Origin of the sequence: Porphyromonas uenonis DSM 23387 = JCM 13868, assembly GCF_000482365.1 — a bacterium.
Taxonomy (GTDB): domain Bacteria; phylum Bacteroidota; class Bacteroidia; order Bacteroidales; family Porphyromonadaceae; genus Porphyromonas; species Porphyromonas uenonis.
Genome location: NZ_KI535307.1, coordinates 283437 through 306555, shown reverse-complemented (window position 1 = coordinate 306555; position 23119 = coordinate 283437). Strand labels below are relative to the sequence as shown.

The following is a 23119-nucleotide window of genomic DNA, read 5'->3' as shown; positions in this document are numbered from 1 at the left end:
ACGACCTACAAGGTTACCCTGAAGAGCAACGAGCACGGCACGATCACTATCAAGGAGCAGGTTGATCTCAACGCTGTTTCCGAGGGAACGAAGCTAACTGTCGTAGCTAAGGGTGCCAACGATAAGTGCGAGCTCACCAAGCTTACGGCCAATGGTGAGGACATCCTCAAGGATAAGACCTTCACCGTCACCAAGGACACGGAGGTTGTTGCTGTCTTCGTCGACCACACGGGCATTGATGCAGTTGCTGCGGATGCGTTTGTCATCTATCCTAACCCCGCTAGCGAGTCCGCTACCGTCACAGGTCTAGCACCTGAGGCAGCCGTAGCACTCTACACGCTGGATGGACAGCTGATCACGCGCCTAGTAGCTGACCGCTCAGGTCGCCTACAGATAGACCTCACTGCACTGAGCGAGGGTACCTATCTCGTAGTCACCGAGGGAGCTGCACAGCGCCTCGTCGTCAAGCACTAATGCGCACGATCTGACAGACGATAAGTTTGTCAGACTATAATAAGAGAGAGCTCCGTAGGACTAGTCCTGCGGAGCTCTCTATGTGTGTTTAGAGATTAGACGTTAGAGATTAGAGGTTAGAGATTAGACGTTAGAAGTACGATCATTCAGATGTCTCCGATGGCTCCAATCACTCCGATCTCTAACCTCTAATTTCTAATCTCTAACCTCTAATCGAATTCCTACCTAGGAATTTGCCAAATAGCTACCTAGGAATTGATCCAATTCCTACCTAGGAAATAAAAAATTCTTCGGAGGAATCAAATGAAACTTCGGAGGAATCAAAAAATAAGTCCGAAGAATTTGCCATTTCCTAGGTAGGAAATCAGACAAGCTCGTTTTTATCATGTGTTAGCCCTGTATTGAAGGGAGAATTATTTGTTTGTTCATATGGTTTTTATATATTTGCGATTAGATAGTGTTTGATATCGTAAGCGGAAGTTTTGGATAGAAGGCTTTTGCTCCTTGTTGAGTAGCTATCTCACTCTAGGGTATAGGAGCGTGCTTATCCTAGATTACTGAACAAATTTAGAAAGACAATAAGACTTAACTATGGGGTAAGCCGTATCTTATCGAGGAGTCTCTTGTATCAAAGCGTCCCTTACTTGGTACTTTGTAGCCAAGTGAGCGTGTGACACCATTTTTTGAAGTGGTGAAGCTTCAAGAGATAGAAACTTGTAGTGTGCGACTAACCGTCAATAAGATAGACGTTCACTTTTAATATATACTACTATGAGAAAAACAGTTACACCGTTACTCTTACTACTCTTAGCTCTTTGTGGTTTATCTATGGGCCATGCAGCAGAGAGAATGCTCACTCCTAGAGACATCACAGGCTCTTCGATACGGGCTATTACATCCGCAGAGGTTACTACGGACTATCTGATGGCTAAACCTCAGAGTAAAGCCACAAATGAAAGCCACACAAGTGCTCTCTCAGGTCAAAGAGGCGAAGAGGCAGAGCCTTGTGTCATCATCAAAGTTAAGCCGGACAAAGATGTTTACGTGGGGGTCTCTGTCTTCGAGGAAGGCGCTAAGGTAAAGGTTGAGACCGACGAGGGTGTCGTCTCTGAGATAACTCCTCCAAAAGCTCGTCCCTCTATCGAGAAGTATACGTCCAAGCGTGGTATGATCCGAATCATCGGGTTGATACATTCGATAGATAGTTCCGAAAATGGTGGCAGAGTATACGAGATTGATGCCTCTCAAAATCCTAAACTCGTCCAGCTGTTTGCCATACACAACACGATGAACACTATCAATGTCAAGGGGTGCAAAGATCTCACCTTCATTAACTGTGCTGGTAGTGAGCTCCCATCAATTGATCTCTCTGAATGCACAGAGCTGGAGACTGCTTGGCTTCCTGGAAACAAGTTTACAACTGTAGACTTGACAGGTCTAACCAAACTGAAGGAGGTGAGCTTAGAGCGCAACAACCTCTCTGAGATAAAGGGCCTCTCAGGTTGCACCGAGATAACCGAGCTAAATGTTGCTGAGAATCAACTTACGGCACTCTCTCTCGAAGGCTTGTCACGTCTAGAGAAGCTTGACTGTAGGGAGAATGGGCTGACAGCACTCGACCTCACCCCATCCCCCGCACTCAAAGAGATATACTGCTACAAGAATGCTATCAATGGTCAAGCTATGAAGCAACTCGTTGAGAGTTTGCCCTCTAGAAGTGGAAGGGGCTATGGCGATCTATATGTGATCAACTCATCGGACAATAGTGAAGCGAACCAAATCTCTAAGGAGGACATAAAGATAGCAGACAAGAAGTCTTGGAACGTCTATGACTACAAAGACTATGAGAATGGTGGCAAGAATCCACTAGCCAATGAGCGCGTTGCTAAGGCTAAGAGCTATAGTCTACAGCTTACGAGAGACTACATTGATATAGCTTTTGCTACTCCTGACACAGAGGTCGCTCTATATACGGCTGGTGGCACGCTCCTACAGAGTGCACGTACAGACCTTATGGGTAGTCTACAGCTACAGGTCGCAGAGCTGCCCGCAGGCGCTTACCTCCTTTCTATAGGAGATGAAGTCGCTAAGATAATGCTCTAACACTTGCGATACACTCTTGCTACGAGACTGTCTCGTGCAGTCTTATACTAAATGCACAAGGAGGGACTCCCTCAGTCGATGTCCGTCAGATCTTGATCTGAGGGAGTCACTCCTAACTAAGATAGTTGACTCGAAGAGTCACATATACTAACCTAACAACAATACAATGAGAAGATTACTTCCCCTCTGGCTATGCCTACTAGCGCTTGTCGCAACGCAACTCTATGGGCAGCAGAATAGCCTGAAGCAAGATGATGTAGTTATTAAGCACAAGGTGGCATTCTTCGCCTCTCCTACTAGTGGGGGAACCATAGACGCTGTGTACTTTGACGATAACTTCAGGATGATCTATTTTCAATCTGGAGATTCAGTTCCTGAAAACCGTGTACCCATCTTTACAGCCAAAGCTAATGATGGCTATAAGCTGAAGAAGTGGGTCGTCAATGGCGAGGATGTAAAGCTTAATGAGAAGCGTCCAAATGACTGTAAGGTTGTGGTTCAGACGGATCTTAGGGTAGAGGCTGTCTTTGAAGATTTGAATGCTACGCCTCAGAAGACCTACGCATTGACACTAACCCCTTCAGAAGGAGGCAAGATTGTTGCTAAAGCTGATGGTGCGGAGATCACAGACTTAACTAAAGTTGCTCAAGGTACTAGGGTAACCATCGAGGCTACACCAGACGCTGGTTACAAGCTCACCAAGCTTACGGCAAATGGTGAGGACATCCTCAAGGATAAGACCTTCACCGTCACCAAGGACACGGAGGTTGTTGCTGAGTTTGTCGACCACACGGGCATTGATGCAGTCGTTGCGAATGCGTTTGTCATCTATCCTAACCCCGCTAGCGAGTCCGCTACCGTCACGGGTCTAGCACCTGAGGCACCCGTAGCACTCTACACGCTGGATGGACAGCTGATCACCCGCCTAGCTGCTGACCGCTCGGGTCGCCTACAGATAGACCTCACCGCAATGAACGAGGGTACCTATCTAGTAGTCACCGAGGGAGCTGCACAGCGACTCGTCGTCAAGCACTAATGCTTATGCTCAGCTCTTCATATCATATCGCAAGGCACTATAAACAAATAAACTAATACATCTCATGAAAAGATTATTACCTCTTTTACTATGTCTCTTGACACTAGCAGTACCAAGGCTCTATGGTCAGGACTGCACTGTCACCTTTTCAGCCGACCCTGCCGAGGGTGGCTCCGTGATAGTTAAGAATCAGACAGATAACTATGCCTCCGTTCAAACTGGAGGTAAGGTCTCTAAAGGTAGCAAAATCTCAGTAACCGTTGTGGAAGGAGATGGTTACGAATTTGACCACTGGGAGATAGATGGCCAACCTAGTAGCGAGTATACAAGACTAAGGTTCGAATACGTAGTGGAGAAGGATGTCACCTTCAAGGCTAGCTTCCGTAAGCTGGAAAGTCTAGCTGTGACCTTCTCTGCAGAAGGACCTGGTTCCATAAGGGGAGCGAATCGTGGTCGTCCAATAACCACTGGCCAAATCCTTGAAGAAGGTACTACCCTACACTTCTATGCAACAGCTAACGAAGGTGCTGAGTTCCGTGACTGGACTGTCAATGGAGAAAAGGAATCTGAAGGGATTCCAAGTATTGAATACGAGGTTCAGAAGGGTAAGCCAAACACCATCGTGGCAAACTTCGTGTCGACGGCAGCTGCCAAGGAGTATGTCGTGAACTTTGTCGCTGACCCTGCCGAGGGAGGCTCAGTAACGGCAGAGAATACAGTAACCTATAAGCCAGTTAAGACAGGTGCATCTGTCGCAGAGAATGCCTCCTTGAAATTCACAGCTACGGCAAACGAAGGCTATGAATTCGAGAAGTGGACCGTCAATGGTGCAGACACTCCTGGATCCTTCACAGACCCCATGGAGCTCTCTCTCGATATTACAGGTGAGACTAGTGTCGTAGCTCACTTCAAGGCTCCAAAGAAGTACGCAGTGACCTTTGCCGCTGAGCCTGCCGAATATGGTACGGTCACAGCTACGCGCTACGATCGTGATTCTGAAAAGGATATCCCCTTCAATTCGGGCGATGAGATCGAGGATGGTATCTGGGTCACCTTCAACGCTAATCCTGGCGCAGACTACAAGGTTGAGAAGTGGCTTGTCAATGGTGCGGCGATTGATATGCCTAGCAACCCCAATAAGTATGAGATTCAGCTCAAGGAAGCCCTTGATGTGAAGGTGGTCTTCACGACTAAGCCCAACGAGGTGACGCTGAAGTATAGTGTTGCTGAAGAACCAGCTGAGGCTGGGCAGATTGCCGTCGCTGTCACACCAAAGGGTGGTGGCGATGCCGTCTCTGTCGATAGTGGCAAAAAGGTGGCTCGTGGTTCGAGCGTTACCTTCACCGCCACACCAGCGACTGGCTACGAAGTCGATAAGTGGCTCGTCAATGGTACGAAGGATAAAAAGGCTGGTCAAAGCACTACCCTAACCATGACCCTAGATGAGGATACCGAGGTGCAGCTCTTCTTCCAGAAAGAAGCAAAGAAGTGTACCATTAACCTCACCGCTGACCCTGTTGAGGGTGGTACGATCAAGGCGACTGGCTATGTCAATGATGTGTTCACGACCATAACTAATGGTAAAATCGTTCCCGAGAACTCTTATCTAGACTTTGAGGCCACGGCAAATGAGGGCTATGAGTTTGAGAAGTGGACGTTCAATGGTACTAAAAAAGAAAATCTGTTTGGTGAGCCAAATAAGCTCTCCTTTGTCCAGATTATTGACAATACGAATGTCGTAGCTCACTTCAAGAAAGTCGCCTCTAAGATCACGATTACCTACACCGCTGGTGAGCACGGTAAGTTTACCGCGGTAAAGGTTCAGAAGGATGGCGAGGATGATGTGGTTGTCAAGTCAGGTGATGAGGTAGACAGAGGCGCATACATCGTCTTCAACGTGATGCCTGACAAGGGTTACATCGTAGATAAGTGGACCGTCAATGGTGAGGAGGTACACAGTAGAGAGGTGAACTCCTACGATGCTTCCTTTGACGAGACCAGCGAGGTCAAGGTAACCTTCAGAAAGCCTAAGCTGACGATCGCTGCAGCTGAGGGTGGTAAGATAGTCGCTAGGGTGGGCGATAAGGAAGTGTCTAACGACGCTGACGTCGCTCTGGGTGCGAATGTCTCCATCGAGGCTACACCAGACGCTGGCTACGAGCTCACCGCTCTTACAGCAAACGATAAGGATATCCTCGCTGCCAAGTCCTTTGCGATGAAGGGAGACACGAAGGTTGTCGCTACCTTTACTAAGAAGGCTCAGCCCACGACCTACAAGGTTACCCTGAAGAGCAACGAGCACGGCACGATCACTATCAAGGAGCAGGTTGATCTCAACGCTGTTTCCGAGGGAACGAAGCTGACGGTCGTAGCTAAGGGAGCCAACGATAAGTGCGAGCTCACCAAGCTTACGGCAAATGGTGAGGACATCCTCAAGGATAAGACCTTCACCGTCACCAAGGACACGGAGGTTGTCGCTGTCTTCGTCGACCACACGGGCATTGATGCAGTCGCTGCAGATGCGTTTGTCATCTATCCTAACCCTGCTAGCGAGTCCGCTACTGTCACAGGTCTAGCACCTGAGGCAGCCGTAGCACTCTACACGCTGGATGGACAGCTGATCACGCGCCTAGCTGCTGACCGCGCTGGTCGCCTACAGATAGACCTCACCGCACTGAGCGAGGGTACCTATCTCGTAGTCACCGAGGGAGCTACACAGCGCCTCGTCGTCAAGCACTAAGGACCACGATCTGACAGACGATAAGTTTGTCAGACTACAATAATAGAAGAGCTCCGTAGGACTATCCTGCGGAGCTCTTCTCGCATATTTAGAGGTTAGAGCGAGACGTGTGGCGACTGGTAGAAATACACGGAACGAGTAACGGTTGTAGGGACGCACGAGAGTGTCTAGTGGGAGGGCGTCCGTTGTGTCAAAGGTTACAGTGTCAGGGCTTTAACGGGAACGGACGCACAGATCGTGCGTCCCTACAAAGGGTTACTCGTCTCGTGTGTCCGTACACAGGGTTACTCGTCTCGTGCGTCCGTACACAGGGCTACTCGTCTCTAATTTCTAATCTCTAATTTCTAACCTCTAACCTCTAACCTCTAATCTCCCCCCCCCTAGGAAATGCCCAAATTCCTCCGTAGATATTTTTGATTTGCTACCTAGGAAATGGTCAAATTCTTCGGACTTATGATTTGATTCTTCCGAAGTTTCATTTGATTCCTCCGAAGAATTTTTTCTTTCCTACGTAGGAATTGGGCAAATTCCTAGGTAGCTATTTGGCAAATTCCTAGGTAGGAATTCGATTAGAGGTTAGAGTTTAGAAATTAGAGGTTAGAGGGGACTCCTCTAGTGGCACTAGTAGCTCTAGTGGCACTACTAGTATTAGTGCCCCTGGCTAACAGCCAATAGCCAACCGCTAATAGCTAAAGTGTGGCGCGCGTCAAAATTGTGTACCTTTGTGCAGATTAGCCCCCTTCTATGCGGTTGATGCCTGCGAGGAGGGTTGGTCTTGAGGGGAGCGAAGGGTTCGCCTCCCGATCACACATTACAGACAGAAGATAGAAGACAGTATACCAAGATGATTATAGTCAACGACCTCACGATACAGTTTGGCAAGCGCGTGCTCTTTGCCGATGTCAATCTTAAGTTTACCCCCGGCAACTGCTACGGCATTATCGGTGCCAACGGTGCGGGTAAGTCAACGATGCTCCGTATGATTAGCGGTGAGCTAGATCCGACGCGTGGCACCGTCACTTTCGGACCTGACGAGCGTCTCTCGGTGCTGAGTCAGGATCACTTTGCCTTCGATGAGTACACGGTCATCGACACCGTCTTGATGGGGCATGACAAGCTCTGGAAGATCATGAAGGAGAAGGACGCTATCTACGCTAAGGAGGACTTCTCCGACGAGGATGGTGTCAAGGCGGCTGAGCTGGAGGAGCAGTTTGCCAACCTCGATGGGTGGAACGCTGAGAGCGAGGCGGCAGCCCTCTTGAGCGGTCTCGGTATCAAGGAGGATCTGCACTACCGTCTGATGGGTGACATTAGCGGTAAGCAGAAGGTGCGTGTGCTACTAGCGCGCTGTCTCTTTGGCAAGCCGGACAACCTACTCCTTGATGAGCCGACGAACGACCTAGACCTAGAGACTGTCTCTTGGCTTGAGGACTATCTCGCCGAGACTGAGAGTACGGTCCTCGTGGTGAGCCACGACCGTCACTTCCTTGATGCTGTGTCGACCCACACGGTGGATATAGACTTTGGTAAGGTGAGACTCTTCGCAGGTAACTACAGCTACTGGTATGAGTCTAGTCAGTTGGCACTGCGCCAGCAACAGCAGCAGAATAAGAAGCTTGAGGAGAAGAAGAAAGAGCTCGAGGAGTTCATCCGTCGCTTTAGTGCCAACGTGGCAAAGAGCAAGCAGACTACCAGCCGTAAGAAGATGCTGGATCGTCTTGATATCAACGAGATCGAGCCGTCGTCACGTCGCTACCCAGGCATCCTCTTCCAGCCAGACCGTGAGCCGGGCAACAAGGTGCTAGAGGTCAACGATCTCTCGGCCGTGACGGACGAGGGAGAGGTGCTCTTCAAGGGGCTGACCTTCAATGTGGAGCGAGACGACAAGATCGTCTTCATCAGCCACGACCCGCGTGCTATGACGGCACTCTTTGAGATCATCAATGGCAACCGCAAGGCGCAGCAGGGGAGCTACGAGTGGGGGCAGACGATCACGACTGCTTATCTACCATTGGACAACAGCGCTTACTTCGATACCGACATGACAATCCTAGACTGGCTCGGGCAATTTGCCAAGGACACGAACGATGTCTACCTCAAGGGCTTCCTAGGGCGTATGCTCTTCAGCGGTGAGGAGGTGAACAAGCGCGCCTCGGTCCTTTCGGGAGGTGAGAAGATGCGCTGTATGATCAGCCGTATGATGCTTCCCCCAGGGGCTAATGTGCTGATCCTCGACACCCCGACGAACCACCTGGACCTGGAGTCGATTCAGGCGTTCAACAACACGCTTATCTCCTTCAAGGGGAATGTCCTCTTCTCAAGCCACGACCACGAGTTCATCCGCACGGTGGCGAATCGTGTCATCGAGCTGACGCCAAACGGGATCATCGACCGTATCATCAACTACGACGACTACATCACCGATCCGAAGGTGGCTGAGCTACGCGAGAAGTACTACAACGCATAAAGAGAGCACACGCCTATGGCTCGTATCCTCGCTATCGACTACGGCACCAAGCGCACGGGGCTGGCGGTGACCGACTCGCTACAGATCACGCCTGGGGCGCTCGACACGGTGCCTACGCATCAGCTCCTCAACTACCTAGCGGATTACTTGGGGCGTGAGGAGGTGGAGACGATCGTCCTCGGCAAGCCGACACAGATGGACGCAACGCCCTCGGCGACGTGGCAGGCGATACAAGCTTTGGCTAAGAAGCTGCAACATCTCTATCCTCAGATACGTCTAGAGTATGTGGACGAGCGCTTTACCTCTGTCTTGGCACAGCAGACGATCCGCGAGGCGGGCATCGGCAAGCAGCGCCGCCGACAGGACAAAGGGTTGGTGGATCGTATCAGTGCGACTATCATTTTGCAGAGCTATCTAGAGAGTTTGCACATACTTCACTAAAAGAAAGAATTAACCGTTTACTCTTATGGCTAAGACCTTACCTATATACCTTTACGGACAATCAGTGCTTCGCAACATGAGCGAGGACATAACGCCTGACTATCCGAACCTCTCGGAGCTGATCGCAGACATGTGGCAGACGATGTACGAGAGTGACGGCATCGGCTTGGCGGCTCCACAGATCGGGCGCAACATACGTCTGCAGGTGATCGATGCGACGCCTCTGGCGGATGAGTATCCTGAGTGTGCCCAACTTAAACTGGTTATGATCAATGCGCATATGCACTCCCTGAGCGAGGATACTTGTTCGGAGGCTGAGGGTTGTCTGAGCTTGCCCGGCATTAACGAACGGGTCGTGAGACCTAAGTCGATCGTGGTGGACTATATGAATGAGCAGTTTGAGCCACAGCATCTAGAGCTCTCGGGCTTTGCGGCTCGGGTGGTGCAGCATGAGTATGATCACCTAGATGGCAAGCTCTTTGTGGATCACATATCGGCGATGCGTAAGCGACTAATCAAGAAGAAGCTCCAGCATATAGTCGACGGTCGGATACGTGTCGGCTACCCCGTGATGCGTAATACGATACATTAGCCCGTATGCGCCCGCTCCTACGATCACTCTCTCTGCTCCTCTGCATGCTCTGCGTGTGGAGCAGTGCGCTATGGTCGCAGATAGATACGGAGCGTGTGATGACGATCGGGCGCAATGCGATCGGCTTCAAGGATTTCGTGGTCGCCATTGAGCACTTTAACCAAGTGATCGAGGTGTCGCCAACGATGGCTGAGCCGTACTATTACAGAGCTTTTGCGAAGCTTATGCTGGGCGACTATGCGGGTGCCGAGCGAGACGCGACGCTCTGCCTGGAGCGCAACCCTTTTCTCTCTAGAGCTTACATGGTACGGGGGGCGGCACGGCACAATCAGCAACACTATGCGGAGGCAGCGACAGACTATGCGCAAGCGCTCAAGATCACGCCGGACGACTTTTACCTCTCGTTCAACCTCGCGGGCTCGCTCTACGGAGCCGAGCAGTATGAGCGTGCCGACTCGGCAGCGCTCGCCCTGACGCAGCGTCACCCGAAGGAGGCGCGGGGCTACTTCCTCGCCGCGGAGATAGCGTTGCGACGACAAGACACGGTCGCGGCGGAGGGACGGATCGCCGAGGGCTTGGCGATAGACTCGCTGAGTGCTGCGCCTTATCGGATGCTCTCGACGATTGCTTACCTGCGGGGTGACTACAAAGGGGCGCTACGCTACCATGACAAGAGCATAGAACTAGATCCAAACCAAGCTAGCGACTACATCAACCGTGGACTGACACGCTACAAGCTAAAGGAGTACCGTGGCGCTATGGAGGACTACAACCAGGCGCTCCTCTTGACGCCTCACGATGCGGTCGCTCGCCACAATCGCGCCTTGCTACGTATCGAGGTGGGCGATCTACAGGGTGCTCGCGAAGATCTGCTAGAGGTGGTGCGTCTGCAACCGACCAACCTGACGGCACACTTTAACTTAGCTTTGGCCCAGACGCAGACGGGACAGTACCGTGAGGCGATCGAGACGCTAGACTATATATTAGGTCGTCGACCAGAGTTCCTCTCGGGTTACTATCAGCGCTCGGAGGTGAAGCGTCTGCTCGGTGACGCTGCTGGAGCGGACAGAGACTACTGGTTCGCCTACAAGCTAGAACGTGGGCAGGTCAAAGCGCCTAAGCCGACCATCGCTGACAGCACTGGGTCAAGTGTGGCGAGCGATGAACTGTATGCGCTAGACCATCACGCTGAGCTACAGTCTGCGAGCAGTGATGCGACACCCTCTTCGCTTACTACAGAAACCTCTTCGCTCCGTGGTTCGATCCAAGAGCAAGCCAGTTCGTCGGAGGCTTGTCCTGCTTACGAGCTCACTTACTTTGTGCAAAAGAGTCACGACAAGCTCTTGCCTCGCTCGAACTTTTCCGCAGAGCTAGAGGCGTACAACGAGCGTACGAGTTACCAACCCCGTCTCTTGCTTGCCATCGGTGCTCAGTCGCTAGACAGCACGCAGCTCCATGTCGTGCTGGAGGATATCGCGCGTCTGCAGGCTCGTGGCGCAGAGCAGTCGGCCGACTGGCACCTGCGTATGGGCATCGACAAGCTACTCTTGCGAGACATCGGCGAGGCGGTCTCACAGTTCAACGCTTGTCTCGATCTGGCCCCTCAGCAGCCACTTGCTCTTCTGGCGCTTAGCACGGCGCGTCTCATGCAGGCGGAGACGCTTACAGAGCCTAAGCAACAGAAGCTTATGTACGACTTAGCGATGCGTCAGCTCACCACCGCCATCAGTCACGCCCCGCAGATAGGCTATCTCTACTATAACCGTGCTCATCTGCACCAGACGCTGGGGCATACGGATCAAGCGATCGCAGACTACACCAAAGCGATCGAGCTCCTGCCCCAAGCTGGCGAAGCTTACTACAATCGTGCCCTGCTCCTCCAGCAGCAGGGACAGCATGAGCAGGCGATAGATGACTTGAGCCGTGCTGGCGAGCTGGGCATCTATCAGGCTTATTCTCTTATCCATACTATTCAGACACGCTGATGATATCCGTTCAAGACCTTACGGTAGACTTTGGGAAGCAACTCCTCTTTGACTCGATCAACTTTGTCATTAGCAAGGGCGAGCGGGTCGCACTTGTCGGGCATAATGGGGCGGGTAAGTCAACCTTGATGAAGATCCTCGTCGGCATCGAGCAACCTACGAGTGGTACCGTCAGCCGTCCTCGAGACCTTTCGATAGGTTATCTACCACAGGTCAAAGAGTTGGTCGACCACACCACCCTGCGGGCGGAGGTCGAGGAAGTCTTTAAGGATGTGCAGTCGCTCAATGATCAGTACGACCGCCTGAGCGAAGAGCTGGCGACCCGCACGGACTACGACTCGCCTGAGTACTTAGAGTTGATCGAGCGCCACGGACATCTCACCGATCTGATACAGATGCACCACCCGTCGCAGTACCTTGCCGAGATGGAGCGGACGCTCCTCGGACTGGGCTTCGAGCGGAGCGACTTCGACAGGCCGACCCGTGAGTTCTCGGGTGGATGGCGTATGCGTATCGAGCTGGCGAAGGTGCTGCTGAGCAATCCCGATCTGCTCCTCCTCGATGAGCCGACGAACCACCTAGACATCGAGTCCATCGACTGGCTCGAGCACTTTCTCATCGCCCGTGGAGTCACGCTCCTCCTCGTCTCGCACGACCGTACCTTCCTCGACAATGTGACCAACCGCACCATCGAGATCGAGCTGGGACGCATCTACGACTACAAGACTTCCTACAGTCACTATGTCACCCTGCGTGAGGAGCGTCTGGAGCAGCAGAAGCGAGCTTACGAAAATCAGCAGAAGAAGATCCAAGACATCGAGTCCTTCGTCGAGCGCTTCCGCTATAAGCCGACGAAGAGCGCACAGGTCCAGAGCCGTCTCAAGCAGCTAGACAAGATCGAGGAGATCGAGCTCGACGAGATAGACACACGGCACATCAACTTTACCTTCCCGATGGCAGGGCGCAGTGGCGACTATCCCGTCATCATCGAGGACCTAGACAAGAGCTACGGCTCTCTCTCCGTGCTGCGCGACGTATCGATGACCATCAAGCGTGGCGAAAAGGTCGCCTTCGTCGGGAAAAACGGCTCCGGTAAGTCAACCCTCATGCGCTGTATCATGGGACAAGAGGAGTACACCGGCAAGCTCCAGATAGGACACGGCGTAGAGATCGCATACTTCTCTCAGAATAGGGCGCAGGAGCTTCCCGCCAATCAGACTATCCGTGACGCCATCGACAGCTTGGCGCGTGGCGACATGCGACTACATATCAATGACATGCTGGGTGCCTTCCTCTTTGGCGGGGAGGTGGCCGACAAGCCGATCAGCGTGCTCAGTGGTGGCGAGCGCGCTCGTGTCGCCATCATGCAGATGCTCCTAGAACCTGCCAACCTGCTCATCCTCGATGAGCCGACCAACCACCTGGACATCCGAACCAAAGAGATCCTCAAGCGAGCCATCGCAGCCTTCCCCGGGACCGTCATCGTCGTCTCGCACGACCGTTACTTCCTCTCGGGGCTCGTCGACCGCATCTTCTCCTTCGGCCATGGTGCCGTACGGGAGTGCATGAACGGTCTCGACGGCTACCTCGCCACCCTCCACGAAGAGCTCAGCCAATCGCCAACAGCTAACGCCCAACAGCCAAAGCCCAAAGCCCAGCCACTCGACTACCAGCAGCAGAAAGAGCAGCAAAAGCGTCTGCGCACCCTCCGTCGTACCGCCGAGACCCTCGGCGAGCAGGTCTCCAAGCTACATGATCAGCAGGCTGAACTGGAGAAGAAGATCGAGACCTCCCCGTCTCCTCAGCTTATCGAGCAGTACACCCTCGTCAATGGTCAGCTTCAAGAGGTTACCAAGCAGTGGGAGGATGCCGAGTTTGCCCTCATGGAGTACGAGGAGGAGATCCAACAGTAGTAATTAGCCAGCCAACCCGTGAGACAGTTCCTTAAGCTCTTCGGCAAGTACATCCGCCCCTACCGCCACTACATAACAGGTGGCGTCATTGCCAATATCCTCTCGGCGCTGCTCAACCTGCTCGCCTTCTCGCTCATCATGCCGATCCTGCGTATCCTCTTTGGTATGGAGCGAGCCACACCCGTCTACCATACGCTCGACAGCATCAACTGGTTACGTCCTTCAGACTGGAGCGTAGCTGTAGACTACATCGTGGGGAACTTCAACTACTACGTCTCCCAGCTCATCCAGCAGTACGGCCCCTCCCGCACGCTCCTTCTGCTCTGCATCTACCTCGTCGTCATGACGTTCATCAAGGTAGGCGTCACCTACGCAGGCATCTATATGCTCGTGCCGATCCGTACAGGCGTGGTCCGAGATCTGCGCAATGAGTTCAATGCCAAGCTCCTTCGGTTGCCGATTTCGTTGATCAGCGAAGAGCGCAAAGGCGATCTCCTCGCACGCTTTTCGGGAGATGTCGCCGAGATCGAGTACTCCATCATCAGCATCCTAGAGAGTCTCATCAAGAACCCCATCCTCATCGTCATCTACCTCATAGCGCTCTTTGCGATCAGCTGGGAGCTTACCCTCTTCGTCCTCATCGTCCTGCCGATAGCGGGCTACATCATGGGTGCCGTAGGCAAGCGCCTCAAGCGAGACAGCCTCGAGGGGCAGACGCAGTGGGGACGACTCATGAGCATGGTCGAGGAGACCCTCTCGGGTCTACGTATCATCAAGGCATTCAATGCGGAGCAACAGATCTCTCACCGCTTCACCTCCGCCAACGAGCGCTATCGTCGTACCATCGCGCAGGTCTACGCTCGGCAAGGCTTAGCGCACCCCATGAGTGAGTTTCTCGGCACCACCGCCATCGCCATCATCCTCTGGTATGGCGGTAACCTGATCTTCGCTGGTAGTAGCAGTATCACGGCCGATGCTTTTATCTACTACCTCGTCATCTTCTACAGCATCATCAATCCGGCCAAAGAGCTCAGCCGCGCCTCTTATTCTATCCAAAAGGGGCTAGCCTCCATGACGCGTATACAGACTATCCTCGACTATCCCGAGCGTGTCACAGACCCCGCGGAGCCTCTGCCCGTCACCTTTGACCAGAGCATCTCTTACGAAGATGTCTCCTTCCGCTATCAAGAGCCCTGGATCATCCGCCACCTTAACCTCACCATACCTAAAGGTCAAATGATTGCACTCGTGGGAGCCTCTGGTGCGGGAAAGAGTACGCTCGTGGATCTCCTGCCTCGCTTTTACGACGTCACCTCAGGACGCATCACCATCGACGGGACAGACATACGACAAGTCAAGGCGAGCGACCTGCGCGACCTGATAGGATATGTCAATCAGACGCCGATCCTCTTCAACGATACGATCCGCAACAACATTACCTTCGGCATGGAGCGCCCCGTCAGCGACGAGGAGGTACGCACCGCTGCCGAGGCCGCCAATGCGACTGAGTTCATCGATCAGCTCCCCGAGGGGATGGAGTACAACATTGGTGATGGCGGCAGCAAGCTCAGTGGCGGGCAGCGCCAGCGACTCAGCATAGCACGCGCCCTGCTCAAGGACTCGCCCATCCTTATCCTCGACGAGGCAACCTCGGCGCTCGACAACGTCTCCGAGCAGCTAGTCCAGGAGGCCATCCAGCATCTCGTCAGCGACCGCACCACCATCGTCATCGCACACCGTCTCTCCACGATCATGCACGCCGACCTCATCTGCGTCATGCAGGAGGGGCAGATCATCGAGCAGGGCACCCACGAGGAGCTACTTGGGCGTGGCGGGATCTATGCCCAGCTCTACCAGATACAGTTTAAGGAGTAAAAGCTCCCCCTCCCTGTATCTAGAAAAGCCTCCCCCACATATCATATGAAACAACCATCGACCCTCCTCGCCAGCCTGATCCTATCTCTTGTCGCTCTCTGCACGCCCATCGCGATGCAAGGACAAAGCGACAACGCCAGCGACAGCCTCAAGTGTAGACTGTTGCATAAAGGCGAATCGCTGTGTTGCTTTCGGGATTCGGCTTCGGTCACATACGGAGGTATGCTCCCTTCAGACCTCACCCTCAGCGCCTTGCGCTTCATCCTTTCTGCAAAGTCAGGACAATCTTGCAAGCAAGATTGTGAGACTGTTGACTTTTGCAACAGTCACATACGGAGGTATGCTCCCTTCAGACCTCACCCTCAGCGCCTTGCGCTTCATCCTTTCTGCAAAGTCAGGACAATCTTGCAAGCAAGATTGTGAGACTGTTGACTTTTGCAACAGTCTCAAGATGCGCTGTGGCATCGTGCTGAGTGGAGGAGGCGCTAAGGGACTAGCACATATAGCGCTCCTCGAGCTGATCGACTCCCTGCAGATACAGGTCGACTATATCTCTGGCACCTCCATGGGGGCTGTGGTCGCTGGACTTTACTCGTCTGGGCATAGTGCCACGGAGATCAAGGAGCTGGCCCGTCAGGAGGACTGGGGACGCATCCTGAGCAATCGGCTACCTTACGACAAGGTGGACATGTGTGAGAAGGAGGACTACGGGACTTATGCGCTAGAGTTTCCCATGCGCCGAGGCATCCCCAAGCCACCCTCCTCAATCATCGAGGGGCAGTACCTGATGGAGGTTTTGATGCGCTACACCTTTCCCGTGCGACATATCACCGATTACGCCCAGATGCCGATACCGCTCCAGCTCGTAGCCTCGGATGTCGGAGCGGGAGGCGCCTGCGTGATGACCTCAGGATCGATGCCACTCTCCATACGCGCCAGCCTTGCGATCCCAGCCTTCTTCGCACCCGCTGTGGTCGATGGTAAGCTACTCGTCGATGGAGGCTTGGATCGCAACTTTCCTGTCGAGGAGGTTCGCTCCATGGGAGCCAACTTCGTCATCGGTAGTTATACCGGAGCTAGACTGCGAAACGTGGAGGAGCTTGAGCATAGTCCTATTGATGTCATCCTGCAGTCCTATGCACTCCTGACCAAAAAGGAGGTAGAGCGTCAAGCCAGTCAAGTAGATGTGATGCTAGACTTCTCCCAAGCGTTGAAAGACTACACTTCGGCAGACTTTAGTCAGCGTGAGCGGATCATAGCGCTCGCAGAGATTGAGGCGCACAAGCTCTTGCCACAGCTCATCGCCCTCAAGGCTCGGCAACTCGCCCAGGGCATTACTTCTCAGAGGCGACAGCTCGCCCCAGTCTCTATACCGATCCAGCAGGTCAAAGTCTCAGATCAGTGGGGAAGCCCCCTAGATGAGTCAGAGACAAAGTTCATACAAAGTGTGATCGGTGACGATTTCTCTATCCTAGACTCCCTGGAGCTTCTCCAGCAGCGCATTGAGATGCTGATGGGCTACAACCGCTACGCACAGGTCTACTACACCTACGAGGCAGACTCGACGAGAGGAGACCATGAGGTCAACACGATACACTTCTTTATCAAGAAAAAGCCACAAGCCCTCCTCCGACTAGGAGCTTACTACGACCCCTACGAGTCGGCAAACATCATTCTCAACACTTCACTCAGAGATCTGCTCCTCCCCAACTCGCGACTCTCCGCCAAGCTCGCCATATCTCAGCTCCCTAAGCTACGCGCTAGCTACTGCAAGTGGCTCGACAACGGTTACTCCTACTGGCTCAGTCCTTACATCTCCCTCCGCCTAGACCGCTGTGACAACATCCGTCTGCGCTACCTCTCACAGATAGAGGACCACACGGAGGCCACCTTCTACCAGGCATCCCTAGCCAGTGGTCTGAAGATGGGCTACACCTTGTCGCCACAGTCTCAGATAACGCTCGGCATCCAGTACGGCTCTATGTATGTGTGGCAACCACGCCCACCCTTTGACCAAGATATGAAGGCTTCTGCACAGGCACCCTCGTCTGACTGGGTGCCTATGAATCAGTTCAACCAGCTGATACAGGCCAACCGCACGCCTAAGCTAAGCTACCGCCACGGCACCTGGACGATGAATCTAGCTTACCAGCAAAACAGCTTGAATCGAAAGGCCTTTGCTACACGGGGTAACCACTTCGCACTAGCCGCAGAGCTTACGCTAAAAAACTCCTACGCTCTCTCACCACTCCCCGCAGATGCCTCGGAGAGCCAGAAGCAGACCCACAACTTGCTCAATCCTGAGGAAAGCATATCCCCACAGCGGGGACCCCTCTTGCATCTCTCTGTCTATGAGCATCTAGTCGCCCCCCTGAGTCGGAGGGTAGCGCTACACGGACGACTCTTTGGCGGGGTCAATCTAGACCTTGGCAAGCCTTGGCGAGAGAGCTTTCACTTCGACAGTTACCTCTTCTTAAGTCAGAAGTTTCACCTCGGGGGCTTTGCCAATGTCGGTCTAGACGATCAACCCATCTTCTCTGGACTACGATACCGAGAGTATCCGGTCAACAACTTAGCAGCGCTCTATCTAGGTGTACAGTACACCCCGATCAAGAACCTCTACATCACCCCACACATCAGCGTCGGTGCAGATGTCCAGGCACCCAACATACAGGACAGCGACCTCCTCTACGGCGCTGGCATCGATCTAGACTACGACTCCCTGATAGGACCTATCAAGCTCTCGTTCAGTCGCTCCAACGTCCTACGCGCCTCACGCTTTTTCTTTAGCCTCGGGTACGCCTTCTGACACCATCGCTAGACCTACCTGCTCCGACCTCGGGAGAAGTCCGAATCCTCGTGAATATTCGAATACTCAGAGTCGGGCTGTAGCGCTACGTCGTGTAGCTCGCTCCACACTCCTCGGTTATCGTCCTGTGCAGCTCCTAGGGGAGTGGTTATGATGCGTCGGCCCTGAGGTGAATGGGTTAGGTGCAAGCGGTGTCGCCATTTTTCACTATCTTTGTAGAGAACGAAAGTAAATCACACTATGGCTGCCAAAGACAAGAAAGTACTCTACATCTCTCAGGAGATATATCCCTACCTCCCTGAGAGTGACCTCGCACATGTCGCTCGTTACCTCCCAGAGCATATACAGAATGCAGGAAATGACGTACGTATCTTCATGCCACGCTACGGCCTGGTCAATGAGCGTCGCAACCAGCTTCACGAGGTGATCCGTCTGTCGGGTATCAACGTCATCGTCGACGACTACGACCACCCGCTCGTCATCAAGGTCGCCTCGATCCCCTCTACACGTATACAGGTCTACTTCATCGATAATGCTGATCTCTTCGGACGCAAGAGCCTCTTCGGTCCTCCCTCCGAGGGAGCGCCAAGTGACAATGCGGATCGCAGTATCTTCTTCATCCGAGGCGTCCTGGAGGCGATCAAAAGCTTGCACTGGATCCCCGATGTGATTCATTGTCTGGGGTGGTTCTCCGCTTTGGCGCCCGTTTACCTGAAGACGGCTTACAAGGACGATCCCTACTTCGAGCGCGCTAAGGTGATCTTCTCGGTCGATGGCAACGAGGAGGAGGGCGAGATCGGCGAAGACCTGATCAAGAAGCTTGAGTTTGACAAGATTACAGGCGACATGCTGGACCCGCTGCAAGGAGAGGTGACGCCAGATGCGCTACGTCGTATGGCGATCCACTACTCAGATGGTGTGATCCTGGGTCAGGAGTCTGTCTCTCCCGAGCTCATTGAGTACCTTCGCTCGGAGCCCGACCAAAAAGTGCTGGAGTACCCCGGCCCAGCGGTAGACCACGCTGAGGCTTATGTAGACTTTTACCGCAGCTTTACGGAGTAAGAGCTTCCCTTTCTGATATATAAACGAAGCCCCTGGCGATCGATACACGATCTCTAGGGGCTTCGCTGTATTAGGAGGTTTCGCAGGGCTGACGCATTATAAATAAAAATGAGTTCATTTCAATTCCTACCTAGGAATTTCCCAAATAGCTACCTAGGAATTGGCCCAATTCCTACGTAGGAAAGAAAAAATTCTTCGGAGGAATCAAATGAAACTTCGGAAGAATCAAATCATAAGTCCGAAGAATTTGGTCATTTCCTAGGTAGCAAATCAGAAATATCTACGGAGGAATTTGGGCAATTTCTAGGTAGGAAATCAGACGAGCTCGTTTTCATCATGCGTCAGCCCCTGATTTTCATACCCAAAAATGGCTAGTATGAGGGAAATAAGTCGTACCTTTGTGCTGTTTATGTGGCTCCGTCTATCAGATCATAGTGGTGGAGTGGTGAGAGGTCGCTGGTGTCCCCTATTTCTAGCACTTGCTTACAAGTCTCTCCTGCTGTAGAAGATGGTGCTGAGCGCATAGCAAACAGAACGTATGTAGGGGTCTATTGCTAGGAAGGTTTCGCTCAATCACCCTCTCAAGGAGTTGAGCCCTACGCCTTTTATTCATCCTAATTATGACAGACAAACCGAACAAAAGAATTATCGAAGAGGTAGTGGTACGCTTCTCAGGCGACTCAGGTGACGGTATGCAGCTCACGGGTTCAATCTTCTCTGACATGTCAGCGATGTATGGTAACTCGGTCTCGACGTTTCCTGACTATCCTGCAGAGATCCGTGCTCCTCAAGGCACACTGGGAGGTGTGTCGGGCTTTCAGGTGCGCATCGGCCATGACCAAGTCCACACGCCTGGAGACTATGCCGACGTGCTGGTGGCGATGAATGCTGCAGCACTCAAGGTCAATGTGAAGAATCTACGTCACGACTCGATCATCATCATCGATAGCGACTCTTGTGGAGAGAAGGATCTCAAGAAGGCTCTCTACGAGACAGACGATCCCATCAAGGAGCTGGGACTCAACCCTGACAGAGTCCTCGCATGTCCCATCAGCACGATGGTTCAGGAGGTACTTAAGGATGTGGATATGGACGCTAGAGGCAGACTAAGGTGCAAGAACATGTTTGCCCTGGGTGTCGTCTCGTGGCTCTTTGACCGTCCCCTAGAGCAGGCTGAGCACTTCATCAGCAAGAAGTTTGCTAAGAAGGAGATCATTCGTCAGGCCAACATAGCAGCTCTCCACGGAGGCTACTCCTATGCGGCTAATACCCACGCATCTGTAGGCACTCCCTTTGTCATCGAGGGCGCTCCACAGGAGGCTGGCGTTTATCTTGACGTGACGGGCAATAAGGCTACCGCTTTCGGACTCATAGCTGGCGCTGAGCGTGCTGGACTCAAGCTCTTCCTCGGATCTTATCCTATTACTCCAGCCACAGACATCCTTCACTTCCTTGCTAAGTACAAGTCTCTCGATGTCATTACCGTACAGGCTGAGGACGAGATAGCTGGTATCTGTACTGCCATAGGAGCCTCCTATGCTGGTCGTCTAGGTGTTACCTCGACGTCGGGTCCTGGTGTGGCTCTCAAGAGTGAGGCACTCAATCTAGCCGTCATCGCTGAGCTACCTCTCGTACTCGTAGATGTACAGCGTGGTGGCCCCTCGACAGGTATGCCTACGAAGTCAGAGCAGACCGACCTCCTACAGGCTATGTACGGGCGTAATGGTGAGTCTCCGATGGTCGTAATCGCTCCTACCTCTCCCTCTAAGTGCTTTGACGCCGCTTACTATGCGGCCAAGATAGCTGTAGAGCATATGACTCCAGTTGTTCTGCTCTCAGACGCTTATCTGGGCAATGGTTCGGTTGCTTGGCGTATACCTGACTACGAGCAGTATCCCGCTATCAAGCCTCATTACGTAGATCAGTACAAGGGCGAGGAGCCTTGGATGCCTTATATGCGTGATCCCGAGACGCTCGTACGCTACTGGTCTGTACCTGGTCCTGGCGCTCTGCCATACCGTACAGGTGGTCTAGAGAAGGATAATAAGACTGGCGCTATCAGCACGGATGGTCCTAACCATGAGCTGATGGTCCTACAGCGTCACAACAAGATACAGCACATCGCAGAGGTGATCCCACCGCTCACCGTAGAGGGTGATGTCGAGGATGCTGAGCTGCTTATCGTCGGGTGGGGTAGTACCTACGGCCACCTGAGCGATGCTTGCCATGCCCTGCAGAAGAAGGGGCATAAGGTAGCGCACACGCAGTTTACCTTTATCAATCCTATGCCTAAGAACACGGAGGAGATCCTGCGTCGCTACCCACGTGTCGTCGTTGCTGAGCAGAACCTCGGTCAGATGGCTATGCTCCTACGCAATAAGGTATCTGATGCCAATATCTATCAGTACAATCAAGTGCAGGGACAACCGCTCAAGGTGGAGAACCTCGTCACTGCCTTCGAAGAGATAATCGCTGAGCAACTGTAAAAACCACAACTGCTATGATTGAAACAAATAGTAATCTAGAGAAGGGCACACTACGCTTTGCCCCCAAGGATTTCAAAAACGCATCACCCGTCAAGTGGTGCCCAGGTTGTGGCGACCACGGTGTCCTAGCGGCTGTCCACAAAGCGATGGCTGAGCTAGACATAGCTCCCGATGAGACGGTCGTCGTCTCTGGTATCGGTTGCTCCTCGCGACTACCTTATTATATGAGTACTTTCGGCTTCCACACCGTCCATGGTCGTGGTGCTGCCGTAGCTACAGGTGTCAAGGTGGCTCGTCCCGACCTCACCGTATGGCTGATGTCTGGCGATGGCGATAGCCTCGCTATCGGTGGTAACCACTTTATCCATGCTGTACGACGTAATGTCGATATCAACGAGGTGCTCTTTAACAATCGCATCTACGGACTGACCAAGGGACAGTACTCACCTACGTCGCCTCGTGGTCTGGTCACCAAGAGCTCACCTTACGGAACTGTCGAGGATCCATTCGAGCCAGCTGAGCTGGTGATGGGTGCTCGTGGCAACTTCTTCGCTCGCTCACTTGATGTGGATCAGCCTACGCTCACCGCTTGCTTGCTAGCGGGTGCTAAGCACAAGGGCTTTGCTGTCACAGAGGTGCTGGTGAACTGTATGATCTTCAACAACGGTGCTCACGCTGCTATCAGCGACCGTGCCGTTCGTGCCGACAAGACGATCGTCCTGCAGCACGGTGAGAAGATGCTCTTTGGTGAGGACAAGCAGCGCGGTCTCGTGCTCGATGGCTTCAAGCTACGTGCCGTGACAATCGGTGAGGATGGCTATACGCTCGACGATGTGCTGACGCACGATGCGCACGAGCCGAATCCCTTCCTACATATGATGCTCGCCGCTATGAACGCAGCCGACGGCCTCCCCGTCGCTATGGGCGTCATACGTGATGTCGAGGGACCGACTTACGACTGGGCTGTCCATGATCAGATCGATCAGCAAAAAGCAAAGAACAAGGTCCGCACACTCCGCGAGCTCCTCATGACGGAGGACACGTGGGAGATCAAGTAAGGCGCACCTCTTAGTCTACTCATCACCTGCGTAAGGTGACAAAAATAGCGAGGGAGACTCACGGATGGGTCTCCCTCA

At 53.0% G+C, this 23119-nt stretch carries 14 protein-coding genes; all 14 read left to right on the top strand.

The features are described 5' to 3' along the window. The coding region (locus tag L215_RS0106575) for a T9SS type A sorting domain-containing protein (RefSeq protein WP_027451527.1) at positions 1–474 on the top strand (474 nt) is incomplete at its 5' end. 828 nt (positions 475–1302) lie between these two features. Further along, positions 1303–2577 (top strand): leucine-rich repeat domain-containing protein, encoded by a 1275-nt coding sequence (locus tag L215_RS09380; protein WP_238296528.1) that lies wholly within the window; start codon positions 1303–1305, stop codon positions 2575–2577. 166 nt (positions 2578–2743) lie between these two features. Beyond that, positions 2744–3613 carry an InlB B-repeat-containing protein gene (locus tag L215_RS0106565; RefSeq protein ID WP_025883737.1) on the top strand — a complete coding sequence of 290 codons (870 nt, stop codon included), beginning with the start codon at positions 2744–2746 and terminating at the stop codon, positions 3611–3613. A 64-nt stretch (positions 3614–3677) separates the two neighbouring features. Then, positions 3678–6353, top strand: a complete 2676-nt coding sequence (locus L215_RS10335; protein ID WP_082239923.1) for an InlB B-repeat-containing protein — start codon at positions 3678–3680, stop codon at positions 6351–6353. An 844-nt stretch (positions 6354–7197) separates the two neighbouring features. After that, positions 7198–8820, top strand: coding sequence for an ABC-F family ATP-binding cassette domain-containing protein (locus L215_RS0106555; RefSeq protein ID WP_025884280.1), 1623 nt, complete (start codon positions 7198–7200; stop codon positions 8818–8820). 15 nt (positions 8821–8835) lie between these two features. Beyond that, positions 8836–9261: a Holliday junction resolvase RuvX gene (gene ruvX / locus L215_RS0106550; RefSeq protein ID WP_025884282.1), complete on the top strand. Its 426-nt coding sequence runs from the start codon at positions 8836–8838 to the stop codon at positions 9259–9261. A 25-nt stretch (positions 9262–9286) separates the two neighbouring features. Next, positions 9287–9853, top strand: a complete 567-nt coding sequence (gene def / locus L215_RS0106545; protein ID WP_025884283.1) for a peptide deformylase — start codon at positions 9287–9289, stop codon at positions 9851–9853. Between the two features lie 5 nt (positions 9854–9858). Beyond that, complete coding sequence (locus L215_RS0106540; protein WP_025884284.1) at positions 9859–11838, top strand: tetratricopeptide repeat protein; 1980 nt, start codon at positions 9859–9861, stop codon at positions 11836–11838. Beyond that, the gene (locus L215_RS0106535; protein WP_025884285.1) at positions 11838–13751 is read left to right on the top strand and encodes an ABC-F family ATP-binding cassette domain-containing protein; all 1914 of its coding nucleotides are present in this window, start codon (positions 11838–11840) and stop codon (positions 13749–13751) included. Before L215_RS0106540 ends, L215_RS0106535 begins: the two co-directional genes overlap by 1 nt. Positions 13752–13769: 18 nt before the next feature. Then, positions 13770–15626 carry an ABC transporter ATP-binding protein gene (locus tag L215_RS0106530; RefSeq protein ID WP_027451526.1) on the top strand — a complete coding sequence of 619 codons (1857 nt, stop codon included), beginning with the start codon at positions 13770–13772 and terminating at the stop codon, positions 15624–15626. Positions 15627–15927: 301 nt separating this feature from the next. Then, entirely contained in the window at positions 15928–18435 is a 2508-nt protein-coding gene (locus tag L215_RS09370; protein ID WP_244869675.1) for a patatin-like phospholipase family protein, read from the top strand. 240 nt (positions 18436–18675) lie between these two features. Further along, positions 18676–19497: a glycogen/starch synthase gene (locus L215_RS0106520; RefSeq protein WP_025882928.1), complete on the top strand. Its 822-nt coding sequence runs from the start codon at positions 18676–18678 to the stop codon at positions 19495–19497. A 620-nt stretch (positions 19498–20117) separates the two neighbouring features. Continuing rightward, positions 20118–21983, top strand: coding sequence for a 2-oxoacid:acceptor oxidoreductase subunit alpha (locus tag L215_RS0106515; protein WP_027451525.1), 1866 nt, complete (start codon positions 20118–20120; stop codon positions 21981–21983). Between the two features lie 14 nt (positions 21984–21997). Beyond that, positions 21998–23041 carry a 2-oxoacid:ferredoxin oxidoreductase subunit beta gene (locus tag L215_RS0106510; protein WP_025882927.1) on the top strand — a complete coding sequence of 348 codons (1044 nt, stop codon included), beginning with the start codon at positions 21998–22000 and terminating at the stop codon, positions 23039–23041. Positions 23042–23119 lie beyond the last annotated feature (78 nt).